Genomic DNA, 18,469 nt, shown 5'->3' with positions numbered 1-18,469 from the left:
GGGCCCCGTCCCGGATCTCGTTCGTGCCGCCGCGCTCACCGTTGCAGCGTGGGCTCCTCGTCGTCGGCGAGCGGCTGTTGACCGTCCGGCGGCTCCGCCGCTGGACGGGACAGCCGGCTCGGCCACCAGATCCGCCGGCCGATCAGCAGGGTGAGGGCGGGCACCAGGACCGACCGCACCAGCAGGGCGTCGAGCAGCACGCCGAAGGCGACCAGGAACCCGACCTCGATCAGCATCACCAGCGGAAGTGTGGCGAGGACCGCGAACGTGGCGGCCAGGACCAGGCCGGCCGAGGTGATGACGCCACCGGTGGCGGAGAGGGCTTTGAGCATGCCCTCTCTGGTGCCGAGGCGCACGGTCTCCTCCCGGGCCCGGCTGGCCAGGAAGATGTTGTAGTCGACGCCGAGCGCCACCAGGAACAGGAACGCCAGCAGCGGCACCGAATAGTCGACGCCCTTGAACCCGAGGATCGTGTCGAAGACGAACACGCTGCCGCCGAAGGCCGCGGCGAATGAGACGATCACGGTGGCCATCAGGACCAGCGGGGCCACGATCGCTCGGAGCAGCAGCCCGAGGACGATCAGGACGACGGCGAGCACCAGCGGGATCACCAGCTTCTCGTCGCGGCTGGTGGTCACCTCGGTGTCGAGGTTCTCCGCGCTCGGCCCGCCGACGATCGCCTCCGCCCCGCTCACCGGGTGCACGGCGGTGCGCACCCGCTTGATCGTGTCGTACTCTGCGACGGTGTCCGGCGCGTCCGTCGGGAACACGGAGATGTCGGCCCAGCCACCGCTGGTCTGGCCCGGGATGGCCAGGGCCACACCGCGAGTGCCCTTGACGATGTCGAGCACCCGCTCCTGGTACGCCGGCCGCGTGAAGATCGTCATCGGCTGGCCGCCGAGCTCCGGAAAGTGCTGGCGGAGAACGGTGAAGCCGGTGACCGACTCCGGTGCGGACAGGAACTGGTCCTGCTCCCGCAGGGGGCCGGTGTTGCCCGCCAGCCCGAGGGCGAGCACGCCGAGGACTCCGAGCGAGCCGAGCGTCGCCACCCACCGGCGGCGGCTGATGGCGGCGCCAAGCCGTCCCCACGGCCCCGGCTTCTCCTCCATGGCCGTGCTGAACCGCGGGATGGCCGGCCAGAAGATCCGCCTGCCGAGCACCACGAGCACCGCCGGGAACAGCGTCAGCATGGCCACCAGCGCGCACAGGATGCCGGCCGCGCCGATCGGGCCCAACCCGCTGGTGCTGTTCAGGTCGGCGGCGAGCAGGCAGAGCAGGCCGGCGATCACGGTGGCCGCGGACGCGACGATGGCCGGCGCCGCGCCGCGTAGCGCGTAGACCATCGCGACCCGGACGTTCTCGTGGTGGTGCAGTGCCTCCCGATATCGAGCGATGAGCAACAGCGCGTAGTCCGTGCCGACGCCGAACACCAGGATCGTCAGCAGCGCCGAGTTCTGGTCGTTGACCACGATGCCGAAGCCCTTGACGAGCAGGTAGACGGTCGCCATCGCGGTCAGTGCGGCCGCGCCCACGGCCACGAGCGGGATGAACCACAACACCGGGCTGCGGTAGGTGAGGATGAGCAGGAGCGTGACGACGAGGACGGTGGTGAGCAAGACCTGCAAGTCGATGCCGTCGAAGACGGCGTCCATGTCGCCGTCGACCGCGGCCGGGCCGGTCACCTCGAGTTCCAGGCCGGCGGGGCGGTCCTTCGCGGCGTCACGCAACGGGCCGACGATGGCCTCCGGTGCGCCGTAGGTCGTGCTCACCTCGAGGGTGAACATCATCGCCTTGCCGTCGGTGGAGGGTCTCGTCGGTGGGCCCTCGTCGTCGCCGCCGGCCGGGGCCGCCACCTTCGGCGGGTACCGCTTGGCAAGGGTGTTGTAGTGGCGCTCGACCGTCGCGCGGTCCGCGTCGGTCATGCCGCCGGCGCGGTGGTACACGAAGACGAACGTGTTGTCGTCACCGTCGGGGAGACTGTCCTCCAGTACCGCGACCTTGGTGGACTCGGCGCTGGCCGGCAGGGTGTCCGCGGCGCTGTCGGTGGTGACCGAACTCAACTTTCCGCTCAGCGGCACCATGAACGCGGCCAGCACCACCCACAAGCCAATCACCAACCACGGCACCCACCGGCCTGCCAACCGACCGGCCGGCGCTTCCCCGGACGGCGCTGCGTTGACTGCCATCACTAGCCTCCTACATACGGGTTACATCGCCTATCTGATGGCTACTTCCTAACGAGCGAACCTGAGACAACCGTTAGAGCCTGTGAAGTAACCGCGACGGTGATCCGCCGGTGTTGGAAGGCACTTTGATCCGCCGGTCCCGGACGCCCACCCGGCTCGAAGAACGTCGGCCCGCCAACCGCTACGACGTCGGCAAAACCACCAAACGGGGCACCACGCTTCAAAAACGCAAGAAACACTCAGGTTAAAGAACAAGCTAAGTGCGTGTTTGAGAAGGATCTCGTTATAGGTGTTCGAGGGGGCGTCGGGCTCGGCGGACGGCGGGCCGTCGCCACGTGCCAGGTACAGGGGGCCGTGCCGCCGAGGATCTCTCTTGGCCCGATCAACCACAGGATCCGCGGAAGCCGCTCGCAACGTGTCGCGATACTAGCCAGGTACCTTCGCCGCGCACGCCCATGCCTGTGGCGGATGAGAAGGGGCTCGCACGACAAGGAAGGGCGGGACGGATCGTTGTGATCCGTCCCGCCCTCGGCTGGCTCCCCGGCGCCGTCAGTGACGCTGGGAGGAGTTCATCGACCAGGACCGAGCCGCGAGGCCCGGTCGGGCCAGTGACTGTTCCCCTGTGCTCCGACGAACAGGTAGCCGGATACCGAGGTGTCGCTCCGCGGGCCATTCCCGCCGATGCCGGTCTTCGTGAGATCCCCGTCGACCGTTTCCATCAGCCGCTGGAAACTCTCCAGCGCGGTGTCCTTGGAGCCGGAGAGATGGACCACGGCCGCGAATTCGGAAGCGACCGGCCGGTAGATGGTCTTGCTCAAGACTGCCGGCTCGACCTTGTCGATCGCGGTGGTCAGCATGTACTTCTCGATCGCCATGAACTGGGGATCGGCTTCGGGGCTGCCGGGGCAGCTGGATGCCTGGAGGCGATGGACGTCGACCCAGATGACGGCGTAGACGTCTTCCGACTTCCTCCGGGCTTCCAGGGCCTGCGTCAGGGCATCGGTGCCGGGCAGGTTCGCCAGCATCTTCGCCTTCTGCGCGCAGACCTCGGCGTAGGTCGGCTGCCGGCCGTCGGTCTTTCCGAGACCGCAGCCGCTTGCGAGCAGTGCCAGCAGCGCCAGGAACAGCGCGATGGTCCCGCGTCGTTTGGTAGACACGTTGGGTCCTCCGAGTTTTCTTTGCGGACCGCTCTTCTGGCGGTCGTTCTCAGAGGACCGTCGCTGGTCGGCGCCGATCGGCAATGCGCCGCCCGAGCGGCTTGCCGGTCAGGCGGGAGTGCTGACAGTGGATACATGTCTACTTCCGTGCAGCTCATCGACCTCATCGTCATCGGCGACCATGCGATGAAGGTGCTGAGCGAGCGGCCGCCGGACTCGGTCTGAGCGGCGCTGGTGGTGCCGCTGCTGCCACCGGCCGGCGGCGGAGGCCGCCCGGAGATGCACCCGCGTCGTGACATCGCGGACGCGGTGCTGTACGTGGTGCGCACCGGCTGCGCATGGCGGTGGCTGCCCTGTGCTGGGACTTCGTGCGGTGGGAGAAGCAGCGGGCCACGCTGCGGATGCTCGATGTCCGGGCAAGAAGGTGGGGACGCAAGCGGTTCATCCAAGCCCGACGCCCCCTCGAACACCTACAACGAGATCCTTCTCAACGCGTACTAAGGAAACCTCGTGGACGGCTTTGGCCGAGCCTTCTGCCGGGGGCGCTAGGGCTTGAGGTCGTTGAGGATGGCGCGGAAGGCACTGGGGGTGAAGTGGAGTTGGGGGCCGCTGGGGTCTTTGGAGTCGCGGACGGCAACGGTTTCGGGGAACCGTGCCAGCTCCACGCATGCGCCACCCTGGCCGTCGCTTCGACTAGCCTTCCGCCACCTGATCATGTCCATCGAACAACCGCCTTCCGTAGGGACTCGCGGGAGTCGTCCACGCTCAGGACGCGCGCCTGCAACGCCGAGAAAGCGCCGACAATGTGCAAGATATCCTCTCGGTCGTTCGTTGTGAGCCCGCCCCTGGCGGCAGGCATGTGGAGCAACTCATCGCCGCTCGGCTGGGTGGCGAGGTTGAAGGGTCCCTCAAGACCCAGGTAGTAGCCGGTAGGGGCGACCTGGAGGGTGACGTTGCTCCACTCTGAGGCGGCCAGGAGATACTCGCACTGTTCCCGCATGACTTCGGCGCTGCCCATGCAGGTCCAGAGGACGTGTTCGAGCAGGACGATGCTGAGCATCGGTGGGTTCTCGCGCTTGAGTACCTCCTGGCGGCGGAGCCGGGCCTCGGCGGCGGCATCGTCCGCGAGAAGGGCGCGGACGTAGGCCGGGGTCTGGAAGAGGCCGTAGACGAACATCGTCTCGAAGGCGCGAAGTAAGGACGCGGTGCCCTCGGCCAGGGGGTAGTCGGCGAACCAGGGTGGGTAGCGGCTGGACTTGAGGAGATCGTCCCAGGCGTCCACCATGTCGCTTCCGCCTTGGAGGGCCTTGTCGAGTTCGGTCGCGAACTCCCTGGTGCAGCGGGTGGCGCCGTTCTCCACTTGGCCGATGTAACTGCGGCTCACCGGTATCCGGTTTGCCAGTTCGAGTCGGGAAAGTCCGGCATCTTCGCGGAGCCGAGCCAGCTCGATGCCGAAGGCGATCGTCTGTGGGGTGGGCTTTCTCGACCGCATGGGCGTTCACCTTTCGGAAAATGCCTGCAAGCAGACGCAAGCACTCGTGCTGCGTTGCCACGCTTTGCTGTCCATATTACTCGACGTGGTCGACCTTTTGCGTTAAGTCACGACGAAACGCGGAGGTGATCGGATGGACGAGCCGGCGACGATTGTGATCAAGGCGGATGTGAGAGCGATCCGGGAGGCGCGGGATTTCGTCGGGCTCGTGTTCGGGGCGTGGGGGCTCGACGATTACGTTGCCCGGACGGTCGTCAGCGAACTGGCGGCGAACGCGATCGTGCACGGGTCGGGTGACGGCGACCTGGTGGTCGTGCGGGCCTACCGGAGGGAGAACGGCCTTCCCGTGGTGGAGGTGTGGGATCGCTCCGATGCGGTGCCGGTGGTCTGCCCCGTGAACCACGCGGCTGAGAGCGGGCGAGGGCTGCTGCTCATGGAGGCACTCGTCCGCCGGTGGGGGACCCGGCCGCTGAGCGAGGGCGGGAAGGCCGTCTGGGCCGAGATCGAGCCCGTGCTCCCGTGAGGTGGCCGCCGCTGTACGTCCGGGCTGAAATTCGCGAGAATCCTTGGCCGGGATCGTTCCGCCCGGAAAGGACGGCACCGGATGACGGACTGGGCCACCGCTTTGATCCCGGTCGGCAGCCTGCTGGCGGGGTCGGCTCTGACGATGTGGGGCCAGGCGCTCACCGACCGCCGGGTGCTGTCCCGTGAGCGGGCAGCCCGGCAGGAGCAGTTCACCGTCACGCGGTACGAGCTCGACCGCGCGACCCTGACGGAGCTTCAGCAGATCGTCCTCGATCTGCATGAGGCGGTCGTGGCGACCACCCGGCCGTGGAAGGACGGGCACTACGAGGCCGCCACGATGCGCCTCCTCAACCAGGCGACCCGGCTCACCGCGCGCTGCCTGAGCGACGGGGTCCGATCCGCGATGGACGATTACCAGGCCGCGGCGTACAAGTTCTTCGATCAGCCGACTGGGCGGGAACGGCGCCTCGCATTGCAGACTCGCTACTACCAGGCTCAAGAGGCCATGGGGGAGGCGCTCCGCCACAGCCCCTTCGAGCGGCCGGATGGCTGAACACCGGCGCGGCCAGGCCGGGCGCCCCCGCGCGGTCAGCGGGCCAGGCCGTGGTGGTGTGTCCAGGTGTTCAGGAGGCGCTTGGCGGAGCCGCCGATCGGGCCCACCGCGTCCGCGAGGGTCGCCTGGTCGGGGAGATGAGCGCCTGCGATGGCCGTCACCGCGTCTGCGGCGTCGTCGATTGTGGACGAGCAGACCGAGAGCAGGTAGTCGGGCACGCTCAGGGCCGGGTCGACGCATCCGACCACCGGGGTTCCGACTGCGGCGACTAGCGGGAACACCGTGCCCGGGATGCCGATCGCGGCCTCCGCGCGTGCCGACGCCTGGACGGACGGTACGTCGCTGATCTCGTACTGCTCCCACAGCTTGCGGTCCTCGCGCGGGTGCAGCCCGACCAGGATCCGCCGGCCCGATTCGTGGAGGGCCTTCGCCGCCGCGAGCAGCAGCTCGGTCCCGGGTGCCGCGTCACCCGTCTGGTCGGGGTGCGTGACGCTCGTGAGCACGAGCACCAGTCCCGCCTCCGGCGCGCGGGCGGGCAGATCGTCGGTCTGGGGCGACCCGACCACCCGGATGTGCCGCCGGGTGCCCAGGTAACCGGCGAACGCCCGGCCCTCGGCGGGGGAGGAAGAGGTGATGCCGCGCAGCCGCCGCCGCAGCCGCGCCGCCCCCGGGGCCTCCTGCGGTCCCAGGTAGGCGAGTGAACCGGCCATCAGCGGGAGCTTCCCGAACCGCGCCGCGCACTCCAGCGGCCAGTCTCCGGCGCCGGTCACCACGAGCAGGTCGGCGCGTGGTGCGTCGTCCGGCGTCGCCACCGGCACCGGGTCGCCCGGCGTGATCTTCGTGAGGTCCGGCACGAGCTGCGTGAGCCGCACGCCCTGGCGCTCGGCCTCGGCGAGCAGCGGCTTGACGTGGTAGGTGCCCCATGGCTCGTTCGTCGCGATCAGCACCTGCCGCCGGGCCGAGGCCGCCGCGGGACGGCCCGCGCCCAGCACGGCGGCGCCGAGCCCGCCGGCCAGCACACCGCCGAGCACCCGGCGCCGCGACAATTCAAGATCGTTTCTCATTCCGCGCACCTTACGTGCGGGTCCTGGCCTGTGCGTGAACGTCCCGCGAACCCTCGGGAGCGCACTGTCAGGCGTCCAGGAGCCGCCGGGCGAGGATGGTCGCGCCGTTCACGGCCGCCTGGTCGTCCAGTTCCGTGAGCAGCATGCGGGGTGGAGCGCGGAACTTCAGGCGGGTGGTGAGGCGTGATTCCAACGGTTTCAGGAGCGCGTCGCCGGCCTTGGCCAGGCCGCCGCCTATGACGAGCAGAGCCGGGTCCAGGAGGAGGGTCGTGGCGGCCAGGCCGTCCGCGAGGGTGTCCAGGGCGTCCGACCAGACCCCGGCGGCGCGTTCCTCGTTCCTTCCGGCTCGGGCTATCACCTCTTCGGCCGGGACGGAATCGCCGTAGCGGCGGGAGATGGCGGCGGCGGACGCGTAAGTTTCCAGGCAGCCTTTGTTGCCGCAGGCGCAGTCCTCGCCGTTCGGGCGGACCACCACATGGCCTATTTCTCCGCTCCAGCCGACGGTGCCGGGGTAGGGCGTGCCGTTGAGGATCAGGGCGGCGGCTATGCCGGTGCCGATGGCCATGAAGACGAAGTCGCCCGCGTCGCGGCCCGCGCCGAGAACCGCTTCGGCGAGGCCGCCGGTGCGGACGTCGTGGCCTATCGCGACCGGGATGCCGAGGTGTTCGCGCGCCAGGTGCAGAATCGGGACGTCGCGCCAGCCGAGATTGGCGGAATGGACGGCCGTGCCCGTCGCCTCGTCCACGATTCCGGGCAGCGCGATGCCGGCCGCGCGGGCGGGCGAGCCCAGCGAGGCGGCACGGGACGAGAGGTGGGCGGCGAAGTCCAGGATGCCGCCCACCGGGTCGGTGCGGTCGGTGGGCCGGGATTCGGTCGCGAGTACTTCGGAACCGTCGACCAGGGCGGCCTTCATCGTCGTGCCGCCGACGTCCAGGCCGATCAGGGTCATTTGACCGAGCCCGCGGTCAGGCCGCCGATGAGGTAGCGCTCGATGAAGACGAACAGGATGACGACGGGGACGATCGCGATCAGGGACGTGGCGAAAAGGTATTGCCAGTGTGCCTGGTACTGGGTCACGAAGGACGGAATGCCGACCGTCAGGGGGCGGCGGTCGGGGGACGCGGTGACCGTCAGCGCGACGATGTACTCGTTCCACGCCGAGATGAACGTGTAGACGACCGCGGTGACGACGCCCGGCATGGAAATGGGCAGGGTGACGCGGGTGAGGGCGCCGACGCGGCCCGCGCCGTCCAGGAAGGCGGCCTCTTCCAGTTCCTTCGGGATGCTGGAGAAGTAGCCGTGCAGGATCCAGACGCAGAACGGCAGGTTGAATGCCGCGTTCACCAGGATCAGCGACATCAGGGTGTCGGTCAGGTTGAGCGCGACCATTTCCCGGTAGATGCCGATCACCAGGGCGGTCGGCGCGAACATCTGCGTGACGAGGACGAGCAGCAGGAATGCGCCGCGTCCCCGGAAACGGTTGCGGGCCGTGTAGTAGGCGGCGGGCATCGCGCAGGCGAGCGTGACCACGGTGGCGGCGGCCGCGACGGTGAGGGAGACCCGCATGTACGTCCAGACCGGCGCCGCCGACCAGACGTCCACGAAGTTCGACCACGTCCAGTGCGAAGGCAGGTAGGTGCCCGGCGACTTGGTGAGCTCGCGCTCGGGCTTGAGCGCGGTGACGAACATCTGCAGGTAGGGCAGCAGGAACGCCAGAGCGACCAGCCAGCCGACGCCCGCGAGGACGATCCGGCGCGTCATCGGACCCTTCCCTCGCTTCGCTGCGGTCATCGGACCCTTCCCTCCTGGGGGGCGACCCCCAGACCCCCGTGACCGGAGGTCCGATGATCCTCGCTTCGCTGCGGTCATCGGACCTCCTCCCGCCAGCGGGCGGCGCGCAGGTACAGCAGCACCATGACGAGGATCAGGACGAAGTTGACGACCGCCATCGCGCCGGACTCGCCGACGTTCTGGTCGTAGAAGGCCAGTTTGTACATGAAGGTGGTGGTGGTGTCGGTCTTGTGGCCGGGGCCGCCGCCGGTCATCGCCCAGATGATCGGGAACGAGTTGAACACGTTGATCACGTTGATGATGGACGCGATCAGCACGGCCGGGCGCAGCAGCGGCAGCGTGATGCGGAAGTAGGTGCGCAGGGACCCGGCGCCGTCCACGCGGGCCGCCTCGTAGACGTCGGCCGGGATCGTCTGGAGCCCGGCGAGGATCACGAACGACGTGAACGGCAGCGAGACGAACACCGCGACCCCCATCATCCAGAGCATCGCCTGGGTGGGGTGGGCCAGCCAGTTCACCGGCTCGTCGATCACGTGCAGGTCCAGCAGCACGCGGTTGACCAGGCCGGAGTAGTTGTCCAGCATCCACTTCCAGATCAGCGCGGTCATCAGCACCGACGCCGCCCACGGGACGACGACGGCCCAGCGGACGACGCGGCGGCCGGGGAAGCGGGCGTTCAGCAGCTGCCCGAGGGCCAGCGACAGCGTCATCGTGACGACGACGACGCCGATGACCCACAGGAGCGTCCGCAGCACGACGGGGATCAGGTCGTCCTCGCCGAACAGGTCGGTGTAGTTCCCGCCGCCGCGGTAGCCGAGCGTGACACCGGACGAGCTGATCTTCTGCAGGGACGTGCGGACCATCTCGATCACGGGCCACAGCACCACGACCGCGATGAGCGCGAGGGACGGGCCGAGCCACAGCAGCGGAGTCAGCGCGCGCCCGAGCCGCCGGAGGAAGGAGGGGCGGGGGGCCGGGGTGGTACCGGCCCCCCGCTCCTTGGCCTTGAGGTCGTGCACTCAGCCGGCCTTCTCCGCGGTCTTCTGGATCTTGTCCAGGACCTTCTTCGGGTCTTCGTTCGCGACGGAGGAGCCGAGGTCCTGCTTGACGGCTCCCGCGACCGCGGACCACGCCGGGTTGGACGTGGGGGCGAACTTCGACGTCGGAAGCGCGTCCACGAACTGCTTCATGTACGGGTCGGAGCTCAGCGCGTCACCGGCCGACTTCGTCACCGGCAGGAAGCCCTCGGTGCTCAGGAACTTGGAGGTGTTCTCCTTCTGGTAGAAGAAGTCGAGGAACTTCTTGATGGCCTCCTTGTTCTTGCCGTCGTCCTTCTTGAACGCGGCGAGAACGTCCATGACGCCGAGCGTGTTGTGCTCGCTACCGCTCTTGCTCGGCAGCGGCGCGACGCCGAAGTTCAGGTTCTTGTTCACCGGGTCGATGAATCCGGCCTTGGTGAACGGGCCGCCGATCGCCATGCCGATCTTGCCCTGCGCGAACTGGTTGAACACCGTCTTGCGGTCGGTGGTCTCCGGGTTCGGCTGGGTCAGCCCGGACTTGTTGAGGTCCTTCAGGAAGGCGAGCGTGTCGACGTTGGCCTTCTGGTTGATGGCCCATTTCCCGGACGCGTCGACCCAGCCGCCGCCGTTGTTCATCGCCCACGAGTAGAACTCGGCCTGCGACTCCTCCGGGCCGAGCGGCAGCCCGTAGCCGGTGGTGCCCGCCTTCTTGATCTTCTGCGCGTCGGCCTTGACCTCGTCCCAGGTGTTGGGCGGGTCGGTGATGCCGGCCTTCTTGAACAGGTCCTTGTTGTAGAAGAGCAGGCGGGCGCTGGAGATGAACGGCAGGCCGTACTGCGCGCCGTTGTACTGCGCCTGCTGGACGAAGGTCGGGGTGAAGTCGCTGAGCGTGCCCGGCGACACCACGTCCGAGGCCTTGTAGATGAGGCCGTCGCGGGCGAAGTCGGAGAAGGCGTTGTAGTTGAGGATGTCGGGAACCTGCTTTGTCTGGACGTAGGTCTTGACCTTGGCGTCCATCTGAGTCCAGTCGACCATCTCCAGGTTGACCTTGTAGCCCGAGTTCTTCGCCTCGAAGTCCTTGATCAGGGCGTCCCAGTAGGGCTTGGTGTTGTCGTCGTAAATCGCGGCGACGAACTTGATGGTCTTTCCGTCGGAGTCGCCACCCGACGAGCTGCCCTTGCCGCATCCGCTGACGCCGAGGGCCACGGTCAGGCCCGCGGCGACGACGCCCATGAGGTGCCGTTTCATCTGTCTCCGCCTTCTCCGGCTTTCGCGCATGAAAAATAGTGCGCGGTGCGATAGGCCACCGAGCACAAACGCGCGTGGTGGGGACGAAGATAAACACTGGTCCGTACCAGTTCAAGAGCCCCATTGAGCACGACTCTCAACCGTTATGCGAGGTCGCCGGGACGCCGGTCTGGTCCGGTGTCCACGCTGGACTGGTCTGGTCGTCCGACAGCAGCGTCCCGGCGTTCACTCTGAGCACAGCAGTGCCGCCGTCCTGATCCGGCCAGCGGTGCCGCCGACCTCGCTCCTTGCTGACGGCCGGTTTTGTCCCAACTTGACCGGGTAATTCGGCGCCGTACGCGAACCAGACGATGAGGTGGGCGGGACATGACCTTCCGGACCGGTCTGGCGGTGGGCACCGCCGCGGGCGCCGGCGGCGCCCTGGCCGCGCTCTCGGCCCGCCGCCTGGGGCGCCGGATGCTGGACGCCCTCGCGACCCGGTTCGAACGCCGGCTCGACCAGGAGGTCCGGCGCCTCACCGCGAAGGCAGAGCAGGCGGGTCCGCTCGCCAAGGCCGTGCTGGCCGGGATCGGCGCGCTGCGCGAGGGCAGGTCCCCGTTCCGCGCGCTGATGAGCTTCGGCTGGACGGCACTGAAGGAGACGCTCGCCCGCATCTTCGGGCGGGGACGAAGGGGGCGACCGACCAACATCGTCGAACGGACCGACGTGGGTGCGCCGCGCCGCCTGGTCTACGACCAGTGGACGCGGTTCCAGGACTACCCGTCCTTCCTGAAGAAGGTCATCAGCGTCGACCAGGCGTCCGACACGAAGCTGAGCTGGGAGGCGAGGATCTTCGGGTTCAGCCGGACGTGGGAGTCGACGATCGTCGAGCAGGTCCCGGACGAGCACATCGTGTGGCGCTCGAAGGGACCCAAGGGGTACGTGAACGGGACGGTCAGCTTCCACGAACTGGCCCCCGACCTGACCCGCGTCCTGCTCGTCCTGGAGTACCACCCCGGCGGCCTCGTCGAGCGGACCGGCAACCTCTGGCGCGCCCAGGGCCGCCGGGCCCGGCTCGAACTGAAGCACTTCCGCCGTCACGTGATGACGCGCTCGCTGCTCCGCCCGGACGAGGCGGGGGGCTGGCGCGGCGAGATCCGCGACGGCGAGATCGTCACAACCCCTAAGTGAGGAAGCAGACCATGGCACGCGGAAGCCTGATGGGCGGCTCGCCCATCGGACAGATCACCAAACGGCTGCCGGTCGGCCGGCGCAGGCGCGGTCCCGACCTGGGCGCCATCACCAAGAAGCTTCCGAAGTCGCTGCCGGGCGGCCGGGCCGCCGGCACCGCGGGCGGCGTCCTGCTCGGCGCGGGAGCGGCCGTGGCGGCGAGCCGGGTTCTGGGCGGCCGTCGCGGTGACGACGGCTCGTCCGGCCCGAGCGACGAGGAGAAGGGCTCGAAGACGAAGCAGACCGACGAGAAGGACGAGCAGTCCACGGCCGAGGAGCAGGGCCAGGGCGTCCTCGGGCGGGTCAAGGACACCGTCGGCGCCGCCCTCCCCGGCGGCGGCCCCAAGGAGGGCGGCCCCAAGAAGGGCGGCGGCGGAAAGAAGGTGAAGGTCACCAACATCGCGGAGCACATCGACATCGGTGCGCCGCGCCGCCTCGTGTACGACCAGTGGACGCGGTTCCAGGACTACCCGTCCTTCATGAAGAAGGTCGTCAGCGTCGAGCAGGCCGATGACACGAAGCTGAGCTGGAAGGCGAAGATCTTCTGGTCCAGCCGGACGTGGGAGTCGACGATCGTCGAGCAGGTCCCGGACGAGCACATCGTGTGGCGCTCCAAGGGACCCAAGGGACACGTGGACGGCACGGTCAGCTTCCACAAGCTCTCCCCGAACCTGACCCGCGTCCTCGTCGTGCTGGAGTACCACCCGCAGGGCCTCATGGAGAGGACCGGGAACCTCTGGCGCGCCCAGGGCCGCCGGGCCCGCCTCGAACTGAAGCACTTCCACCGGTACGTGATGACGCAGTCGCTCACGCATCCGGACGACGTCGAGGGGTGGCGCGGCGAGATCCACGACAGCGAGGTCGTCCGGACGCACGAGGAGGCGCTGGACGAGGAGGAACGCGACCGCAAGGAGCGCGAGCAGGAGTACGAGGACGCCCGCTGACGGAGCCGAAAGGCGTCCGGGCGCGCTCGCCGGTCAGCTCGTGACGGCCGCCCTGACCAGCCGGAAGCAGTCGAACGGCCGCAGCGCGTCCGTGCGCCGCCACAGGTGGGCGGGGACGGCGTCCCGCACGCTCACGTTCTCGCCCACCTCGAACCCGCGGTCCTTCAGCAGCGCGTTGATCTCGTCCGGCGCGAACGCGGACCGCCGGGGCTCGCCGCCGTCCCGGACGACCTGCTCGGCGATCTCCGCGTACGCGTCCCCCTCGGCGTCCCGCATGCCCTCGGGGAGCGCGTAGTCCAAGACGAGTTCGCTACCGGGCGCCAGCCGGGCGATCTCGCCCAAGGTCTTCGCGACGGTGTCCCGGGTGAGGTAGAAGCTGACGCCCAGCCAGCCGACGAGCGCGGGCCGGCCGAGGTCGAATCCGCTGCACGCGAGCCGTTCCACCGGATCCTCGGCCTCGAAGTCGACGGGCACGAAGACGACGTTCTCCGGGACCGGGATTCCGGCCGTCTCCAGCAGCCCCTTCTTCCATTCCTGGGTGGCCGGGTGGTCGACCTCGAAGACGCGGACGCCCGGGTCGCCGCGGTATCCGTAGGTGTCGAGCCCGGCGCCGAGGATCACGTACTGGCCGTGCGCGGTGATCCGCGCCTCCGTGTACCGGCTCCGGACGGTCGTGACCGCCCTAGTCCCTGCCAGGATGATGTGCTCGCCGCGGGTGCGGTGATAGCCGATCATCTCGTCGGCGAGGCCGCCGATCAGCCGGGCCGCGAGCGTGTCCTCGAACACCTTCGGCGTGCCGTCCGCGACCAGATGTGCCGCCCGTGCCGCCGCCGAAGAAAGCGCCGTCGAACTGGGTTCTCCGTCGTTCATCGACCTGCTCCCCTTTCGCTCGAAAAGGGAGCCTACAAGGCCTTTTCTTCAGCATATCAGAGAAAAATTAATTACCGATGAACGTGCCGTCACATTATCGCTGTCAGCGGTCTGACAGCGGTCTGACAGGGCGTCTCCCGAGACTCGGACCAGAGAAGGGAGAACATCATGACCGACGTCCTCGTCATCGGTGCCGGCCCTGCCGGCCTCACCCTCGCGGTCGACCTCGCCCGGCGCGGCGTCCGCCACCGGATCATCGACCCGGGCATCGGCGCCGGGTCGCGCGGGAAGGGGCTGCAGCCCCGCACGCTGGAGGTCTTCGACGACCTCGGGGTGGTCGGCGCGATCCTCGAAACGGGCGCCCTGTACCCGCTCATCCGTGCCTACGCGGGCGCGGACGTCGTGTGGGAGGGGCGGATGAGCGAACCGAAGACGCCGTCCGACGCCGTCCCGTACCCGAACGTCCTCATGGTCCCGCAGTGGCGGACCGAGCAGATCCTGCGCGACCGCCTGACCGAACTGGGCGGCGAAGTCGAACGGGGAGAGCTGGCCTCTTTCACCCAGGACGCCGACGGGGTGACCGCCACGCTGGCCGACGGGACGACCATTCGCGCCGCCTATCTCGTCGGCACGGACGGCGGCAGAAGTGTCGTCCGCAAAACCCTCGGCATCGATTTCGCGGGCGAGACCCGCGAAGAAGCGCGCATGCTCATCGGCGACGTCCGGACCGCCGATCTGGACCGCGAGCACTGGCACACCTGGGCGGACATGCGGACTCAGACGCTCCGCATCGGGCTGGTCCCGCTCCCGGGCACCGACGACTTCCAGTTCACCGCCCCCCTCCAGCCGGGCGAGAACCCGGACCTCGCCCTCGCCACCTACCAGAAGACCCTGGAGGAGGGCACCGACCGCACCGACATCCGGCTGACGGAGCTCACCTGGAGCTCGATCTACCGGGTCAACATCCGGATGGCCGAACGATTCCGGGACGGCCGCGTCTTCATCGCCGGCGACGCGGCCCACGTCCACTCGCCCGCCGGCGGCCAGGGCCTCAACACCGGCGTCCAGGACGCCTACAACCTCGGATGGAAACTGGCCACCGTCATCAAGGGCGGTCCCGCCGCGCTGCTCGACACCTATGAGGAGGAGCGGCTCCCCGTGGCCGCCGGAGTCCTGGGCATCAGCACGAAGCTGTACCAGAAGGCCGTCGAGGGCCAGGCGGACGCCCACCAGCGCGGCGAGGAGACTCAGCAGCTCCTCCTCGCCTACCCCGACAGCTCACTCTCCGCCGGCCCGCTCGGCGGAACCCGCGCCCCCGACGCCGTCCTTCATGACAGGACGGGCGCCCGGACACGTCTGCACGACCTGCTGCGAGGCCCCCACGCCACCCTGCTGGCCTTCGGCACGCCGGTGAACATCGAGCACCCGGACGTCCGCGTGGTCGCGATCGGCGAATCCGGCGACCACACCGATCCCGGCGGCCAGGCCCGAGCCGCCTACGGGGGCTCCGCCCTGGTCCTGATCCGGCCGGACGGCTACGTCGCCTGCACCGGCGACGCGACCGTGATCCGGACCCACCTGGCCCGTCTCACGCGCGCGGCATAGGCGCCCGGTGCGCCCCGCCCCGCGGGTGCGGTTGGATCTGTCTCGTGTTCTTCGAGGCCGGGAGTCCGGGCCGGTCGGCCGAGACGGTGCCGGGGCCGCGGGTCGCGCGGGTGATCGTCGGGCTGGTGATGGTCGCTTTCGCCGGGGTGTACGTGCTGGCGGCGCCCTCGCGGACGGAGGGCGCCGCCCGGGCCGGCGCCGCGGCGGTCCTCGCCGTGGCGGTCCTGCTGGCGCAGCTCGTCCGGGTCGTGCCGCGCCTGGAGAGGTGGCGCGGCGGCTGGACCGTCCTCGTCCAGGGGGCGGCCGCGTACGCGGGCGTGATCGCCTTCGGGACGTCCGTCGGGATCCTCGGCTTCGTCGCCGGGTCGCTGCTGCTCACGAGAGCCTGGCCGCTCGCCGCGGGCGTCGTCGCGAGCGCGGCGATCATCGATCACCTGCGGAACGGCGCGAGCGCCGACGTGACCATCACCTGCCTGCTGACGGCCCTCGTGGTGTACGGGCTGGTCCGGCTGGCCGACCGGGTGGGCGACACGGCGGCGGCCCGGCTGCCGCTCACCCTGGCGGCGGCCGGGAGGGAGCGGCTGCGGATCGCGGCGGAGCTGAACCGGGCCCTCGGGGACGGGCTCCAGGCGATCTCGGCGGGCAGCAGGCGCGCGGTCGAGCGGCCCGAGGAGATCGGCGGCGTGCTGGCGGTGGCCCGGGGGACGCTGAACGACGCGCGGGCCGCGGCGGCGGACTTCCGCAGCATGTCGCTCGCGCCGGAGGTCACGGCGGCGCGGGCCCTGCTGGACGCGGCGGGCGTCGTGGCCGAGGTGCGCGGCGGGCACCGGGAGCCGCTCGGGCCGGCCGGGGCGCTGCTGGCGATGGTCCTGCGGGAGGCGGTCACCGATGTGGTCCGCGCGGAGACCGCGCGGACCTGCGTGATCGAGACGTCGGAGGGCGGTGGCCTGGTCAGGCTGCGGGTGGTCAACGACGGTGTGCGGACGGCCGAGCAGGGCGCGGGCGGGCTGGTGGAGGCGGCCGCGCGGGTGCGCGCCGCGGGCGGGGACTTCTCCGCGGGGCTGGGGAACGACGGCCGGTTCGCGGTGGAGGCGGCCGTCGCGGCGGGGGAGCGCCCGGTGAGCCTGCCCGACCGCGCGGCGTACCGGCTGTCGCTGGTGTTGCTGGCCGCGGTGCTGGCCGGGTTCTCCGTCAAGGGGCTGCTGGCGGTCCCGTGGGGACCGGAGTGGCCGGCGGCCGCCGCACTGCTGCTTCTGGTCTCGGCGACACAGCTGTTCTGGGCCGGTCGCGGGCGTCCGGGATGGTGGCCCCTGATCCTGGCGGTGCTCGGCTTCGCGCCCGTCCCGGTGTTCGGGCAGGCATGGCTCGGGGTCGCCGGGTTCCTCGCCGGGACCTTCCTGGTCGGCCTGCCGAGACGAGCGTCCGTCCCGCTGGTCGCGGTGACCATGGCCGGGGTCGGGGCGGGCGCGCGGATGCTGGGGCTCGGGACGGCGTCCGTCGTCAACTACGTGGTCAGCACGCTGGTGACGGGCCTGGTCGTGTACGGGCTCGTCCGGCTGGCGCGGCTCGTGCGGGATCTGCAGGCGGCGGGGGAGGAACTGGCCAGGGCGGCCACCGTCCAGGAGCGGCTGCGCGCGGCGCGGGACCTGCACGACCTGCTCGGGCACAGCCTGGCCGCGATCCTGCTCAAATGCGAGCTGGCGAGACGGCTGGCCGATGTGGATCCCGCGCGGTCCCGCCAGGAGCTGGCCGAGATCGTCGACATGGCCGACCAGGCCCGCGGGGACCTGCGCACCGCGACCGGCGGGGACGCCGAGCTCTCCCTCGAAGGGGAGGTCGCGTCGGCGCGCTCCGTGCTCACGGCGGCCGGCGTCGAGGTCGAGGTCGAGACCGGACTGGAGCACCCGGATCTGGACGGCCGGGTGTCGGCGGTGCTCGGGACCGTCCTGCGGGAGGCGGTGACCAATGTGCTGCGGCACAGCACCGCCACCCGGTGCACCATCCTGACCGGACGGGACGGCGACGCCGTCCGGCTGGTCGTGGTGAACGACGGGCTCGACCCGGACGCGCCCCGGACCCCGCCGGGCGCGGGCATCGGGAATCTGACCACGCGGCTGGCCTCGTTCGGCGGGACGCTCAGCGCGCGCGCCGACGGTGCGGGGTACTTCCGGCTGGAGGCGAGGATCGGCTAGAGCCAGCCGGCCTCGCGGGCGATGCGGGCGGCGTCGGTGCGGTTGCGGGCGTTGAGCTTGGTGACGGCGGCGGTCAGGTAGTTGCGCACCGTCCCCGCGGACAGGTGGAGGCGTCCGGCGATCTCCGGCGCGTCGGCCCCCTCCGCGGCCAGCCGCAGGACGTCGGTCTCGCGCGGCGTGAGCGGGTTGTCGGCAAGATCCCACGCGGTCAGGGCGAGCTTCGGATCGAGGACGCGTTCGCCGGCGGCGACCTTCCTGATGCCGGCCGCCAGTTCGTCCGGGGGCGCGGTCTTCAGCAGGAAGCCGCGGACGCCGGCCGTGAGGGCGCGGCGCAGGTGCCCGGGCTTGCCGTGCCCGGTGAGGATCAGGACCGCGATGTCCGGTAGGGCGGCGTGCAGGGCGGCGGCCGCGGCGAGGCCGTCCATGACGGGCATGTCGATGTCCAGCACGGCCACGTCGGGACGGGCGGAAAGGGCCGCGGCCTGCACCTCGTCCCCGCGCTCCACCTCGGCGACCACGGTCAGGTCGGGTTCCAGCGCGAGCAGTGCGGCGAGAGCGCCGCGCACGACGTGGTGGTCGTCGGCCAGCAGCACCTTGATCACTCCTCATGTCTA

Annotated in this window: 17 protein-coding genes and 1 pseudogene; 7 read left to right on the top strand and 11 right to left on the bottom strand. The window is 70.0% G+C overall.

Features of this window, described 5'->3' with window-relative positions; translation table 11 throughout:
• Nucleotides 1-35 precede the first annotated feature (35 nt).
• Nucleotides 36-2,099 (bottom strand): MMPL family transporter, encoded by a 2,064-nt coding sequence (locus tag ACQPXG_RS39305; protein ID WP_433470128.1) that lies wholly within the window; start codon nt 2,097-2,099, stop codon nt 36-38.
• Between the two features lie 656 nt (nt 2,100-2,755).
• Nucleotides 2,756-3,427, bottom strand: coding sequence for a hypothetical protein (locus ACQPXG_RS39300; RefSeq protein WP_433464215.1), 672 nt, complete (start codon nt 3,425-3,427; stop codon nt 2,756-2,758).
• A 147-nt stretch (nt 3,428-3,574) separates the two neighbouring features.
• Here ACQPXG_RS39300 and ACQPXG_RS39295 point away from each other — a divergent pair.
• A pseudogene (locus ACQPXG_RS39295) lies at nt 3,575-3,697 on the top strand (transposase); the annotation flags it as partial.
• Between the two features lie 191 nt (nt 3,698-3,888).
• Here ACQPXG_RS39295 and ACQPXG_RS39290 read toward each other — a convergent pair.
• Entirely contained in the window at nt 3,889-4,059 is a 171-nt protein-coding gene (locus ACQPXG_RS39290; protein ID WP_433470127.1) for a DUF397 domain-containing protein, read from the bottom strand.
• Entirely contained in the window at nt 4,056-4,835 is a 780-nt protein-coding gene (locus tag ACQPXG_RS39285) for a helix-turn-helix domain-containing protein (RefSeq protein WP_433464214.1), read from the bottom strand. The genes ACQPXG_RS39290 and ACQPXG_RS39285 overlap by 4 nt, the downstream gene beginning before the upstream one ends.
• Before the next feature lie 133 nt (nt 4,836-4,968).
• Between ACQPXG_RS39285 and ACQPXG_RS39280 the strand changes: the two genes are divergently transcribed.
• Both ACQPXG_RS39280 and ACQPXG_RS39275 read left to right on the top strand, forming a co-directional pair.
• Entirely contained in the window at nt 4,969-5,358 is a 390-nt protein-coding gene (locus tag ACQPXG_RS39280; RefSeq protein ID WP_433464213.1) for an ATP-binding protein, read from the top strand.
• Nucleotides 5,359-5,439: 81 nt separating this feature from the next.
• Entirely contained in the window at nt 5,440-5,913 is a 474-nt protein-coding gene (locus tag ACQPXG_RS39275) for a hypothetical protein (protein WP_433464212.1), read from the top strand.
• 35 nt (nt 5,914-5,948) lie between these two features.
• Here ACQPXG_RS39275 and ACQPXG_RS39270 read toward each other — a convergent pair whose 3' ends face one another.
• From ACQPXG_RS39270 to ACQPXG_RS39250, 5 genes are all read right to left on the bottom strand, one after another.
• The gene (locus ACQPXG_RS39270) at nt 5,949-6,977 is read right to left on the bottom strand and encodes a hypothetical protein (RefSeq protein ID WP_433464211.1); all 1,029 of its coding nucleotides are present in this window, start codon (nt 6,975-6,977) and stop codon (nt 5,949-5,951) included.
• A 67-nt stretch (nt 6,978-7,044) separates the two neighbouring features.
• Nucleotides 7,045-7,926 (bottom strand): ROK family protein, encoded by an 882-nt coding sequence (locus ACQPXG_RS39265; protein ID WP_433464210.1) that lies wholly within the window; start codon nt 7,924-7,926, stop codon nt 7,045-7,047.
• Entirely contained in the window at nt 7,923-8,738 is an 816-nt protein-coding gene (locus ACQPXG_RS39260; protein ID WP_433464209.1) for a carbohydrate ABC transporter permease, read from the bottom strand. The genes ACQPXG_RS39265 and ACQPXG_RS39260 overlap by 4 nt, the downstream gene beginning before the upstream one ends.
• A gap of 104 nt (nt 8,739-8,842) precedes the next feature.
• Nucleotides 8,843-9,787 (bottom strand): carbohydrate ABC transporter permease, encoded by a 945-nt coding sequence (locus ACQPXG_RS39255; RefSeq protein WP_433464208.1) that lies wholly within the window; start codon nt 9,785-9,787, stop codon nt 8,843-8,845.
• Entirely contained in the window at nt 9,788-11,035 is a 1,248-nt protein-coding gene (locus ACQPXG_RS39250) for an extracellular solute-binding protein (protein ID WP_433464207.1), read from the bottom strand. It lies immediately after the preceding gene.
• Nucleotides 11,036-11,401: 366 nt separating this feature from the next.
• On the opposite strand from ACQPXG_RS39250, the gene ACQPXG_RS39245 reads away from it, so the two are divergent.
• Nucleotides 11,402-12,205 (top strand): SRPBCC family protein, encoded by an 804-nt coding sequence (locus tag ACQPXG_RS39245; protein ID WP_433464206.1) that lies wholly within the window; start codon nt 11,402-11,404, stop codon nt 12,203-12,205.
• A gap of 11 nt (nt 12,206-12,216) precedes the next feature.
• Nucleotides 12,217-13,188, top strand: coding sequence for an SRPBCC family protein (locus ACQPXG_RS39240; RefSeq protein ID WP_433464205.1), 972 nt, complete (start codon nt 12,217-12,219; stop codon nt 13,186-13,188).
• A 33-nt stretch (nt 13,189-13,221) separates the two neighbouring features.
• On the opposite strand, the gene ACQPXG_RS39235 is transcribed toward ACQPXG_RS39240, so the two are convergent.
• Nucleotides 13,222-14,058 (bottom strand): class I SAM-dependent methyltransferase, encoded by an 837-nt coding sequence (locus ACQPXG_RS39235; protein ID WP_433464204.1) that lies wholly within the window; start codon nt 14,056-14,058, stop codon nt 13,222-13,224.
• 168 nt (nt 14,059-14,226) lie between these two features.
• Between ACQPXG_RS39235 and ACQPXG_RS39230 the strand changes: the two genes are divergently transcribed.
• Nucleotides 14,227-15,663, top strand: coding sequence for an FAD-dependent monooxygenase (locus ACQPXG_RS39230; RefSeq protein ID WP_433464203.1), 1,437 nt, complete (start codon nt 14,227-14,229; stop codon nt 15,661-15,663).
• A gap of 44 nt (nt 15,664-15,707) precedes the next feature.
• Nucleotides 15,708-17,855, top strand: coding sequence for a histidine kinase (locus ACQPXG_RS39225; RefSeq protein ID WP_433464202.1), 2,148 nt, complete (start codon nt 15,708-15,710; stop codon nt 17,853-17,855).
• Here ACQPXG_RS39225 and ACQPXG_RS39220 read toward each other — a convergent pair.
• A complete protein-coding gene (locus tag ACQPXG_RS39220) occupies nt 17,852-18,457 on the bottom strand; it encodes a response regulator transcription factor (RefSeq protein WP_433464201.1) in 606 nt (201 codons plus the stop codon). The two genes, ACQPXG_RS39225 and ACQPXG_RS39220, sit on opposite strands and share 4 nt — an antisense overlap.
• Nucleotides 18,458-18,469: the final 12 nt, after the last annotated feature.

It is taken from the genome of Spirillospora sp. CA-128828, from assembly GCF_050945415.1.
GTDB lineage: Bacteria > Actinomycetota > Actinomycetes > Streptosporangiales > Streptosporangiaceae > Spirillospora.
This window is presented reverse-complemented; position numbering and strand designations above follow the sequence as displayed.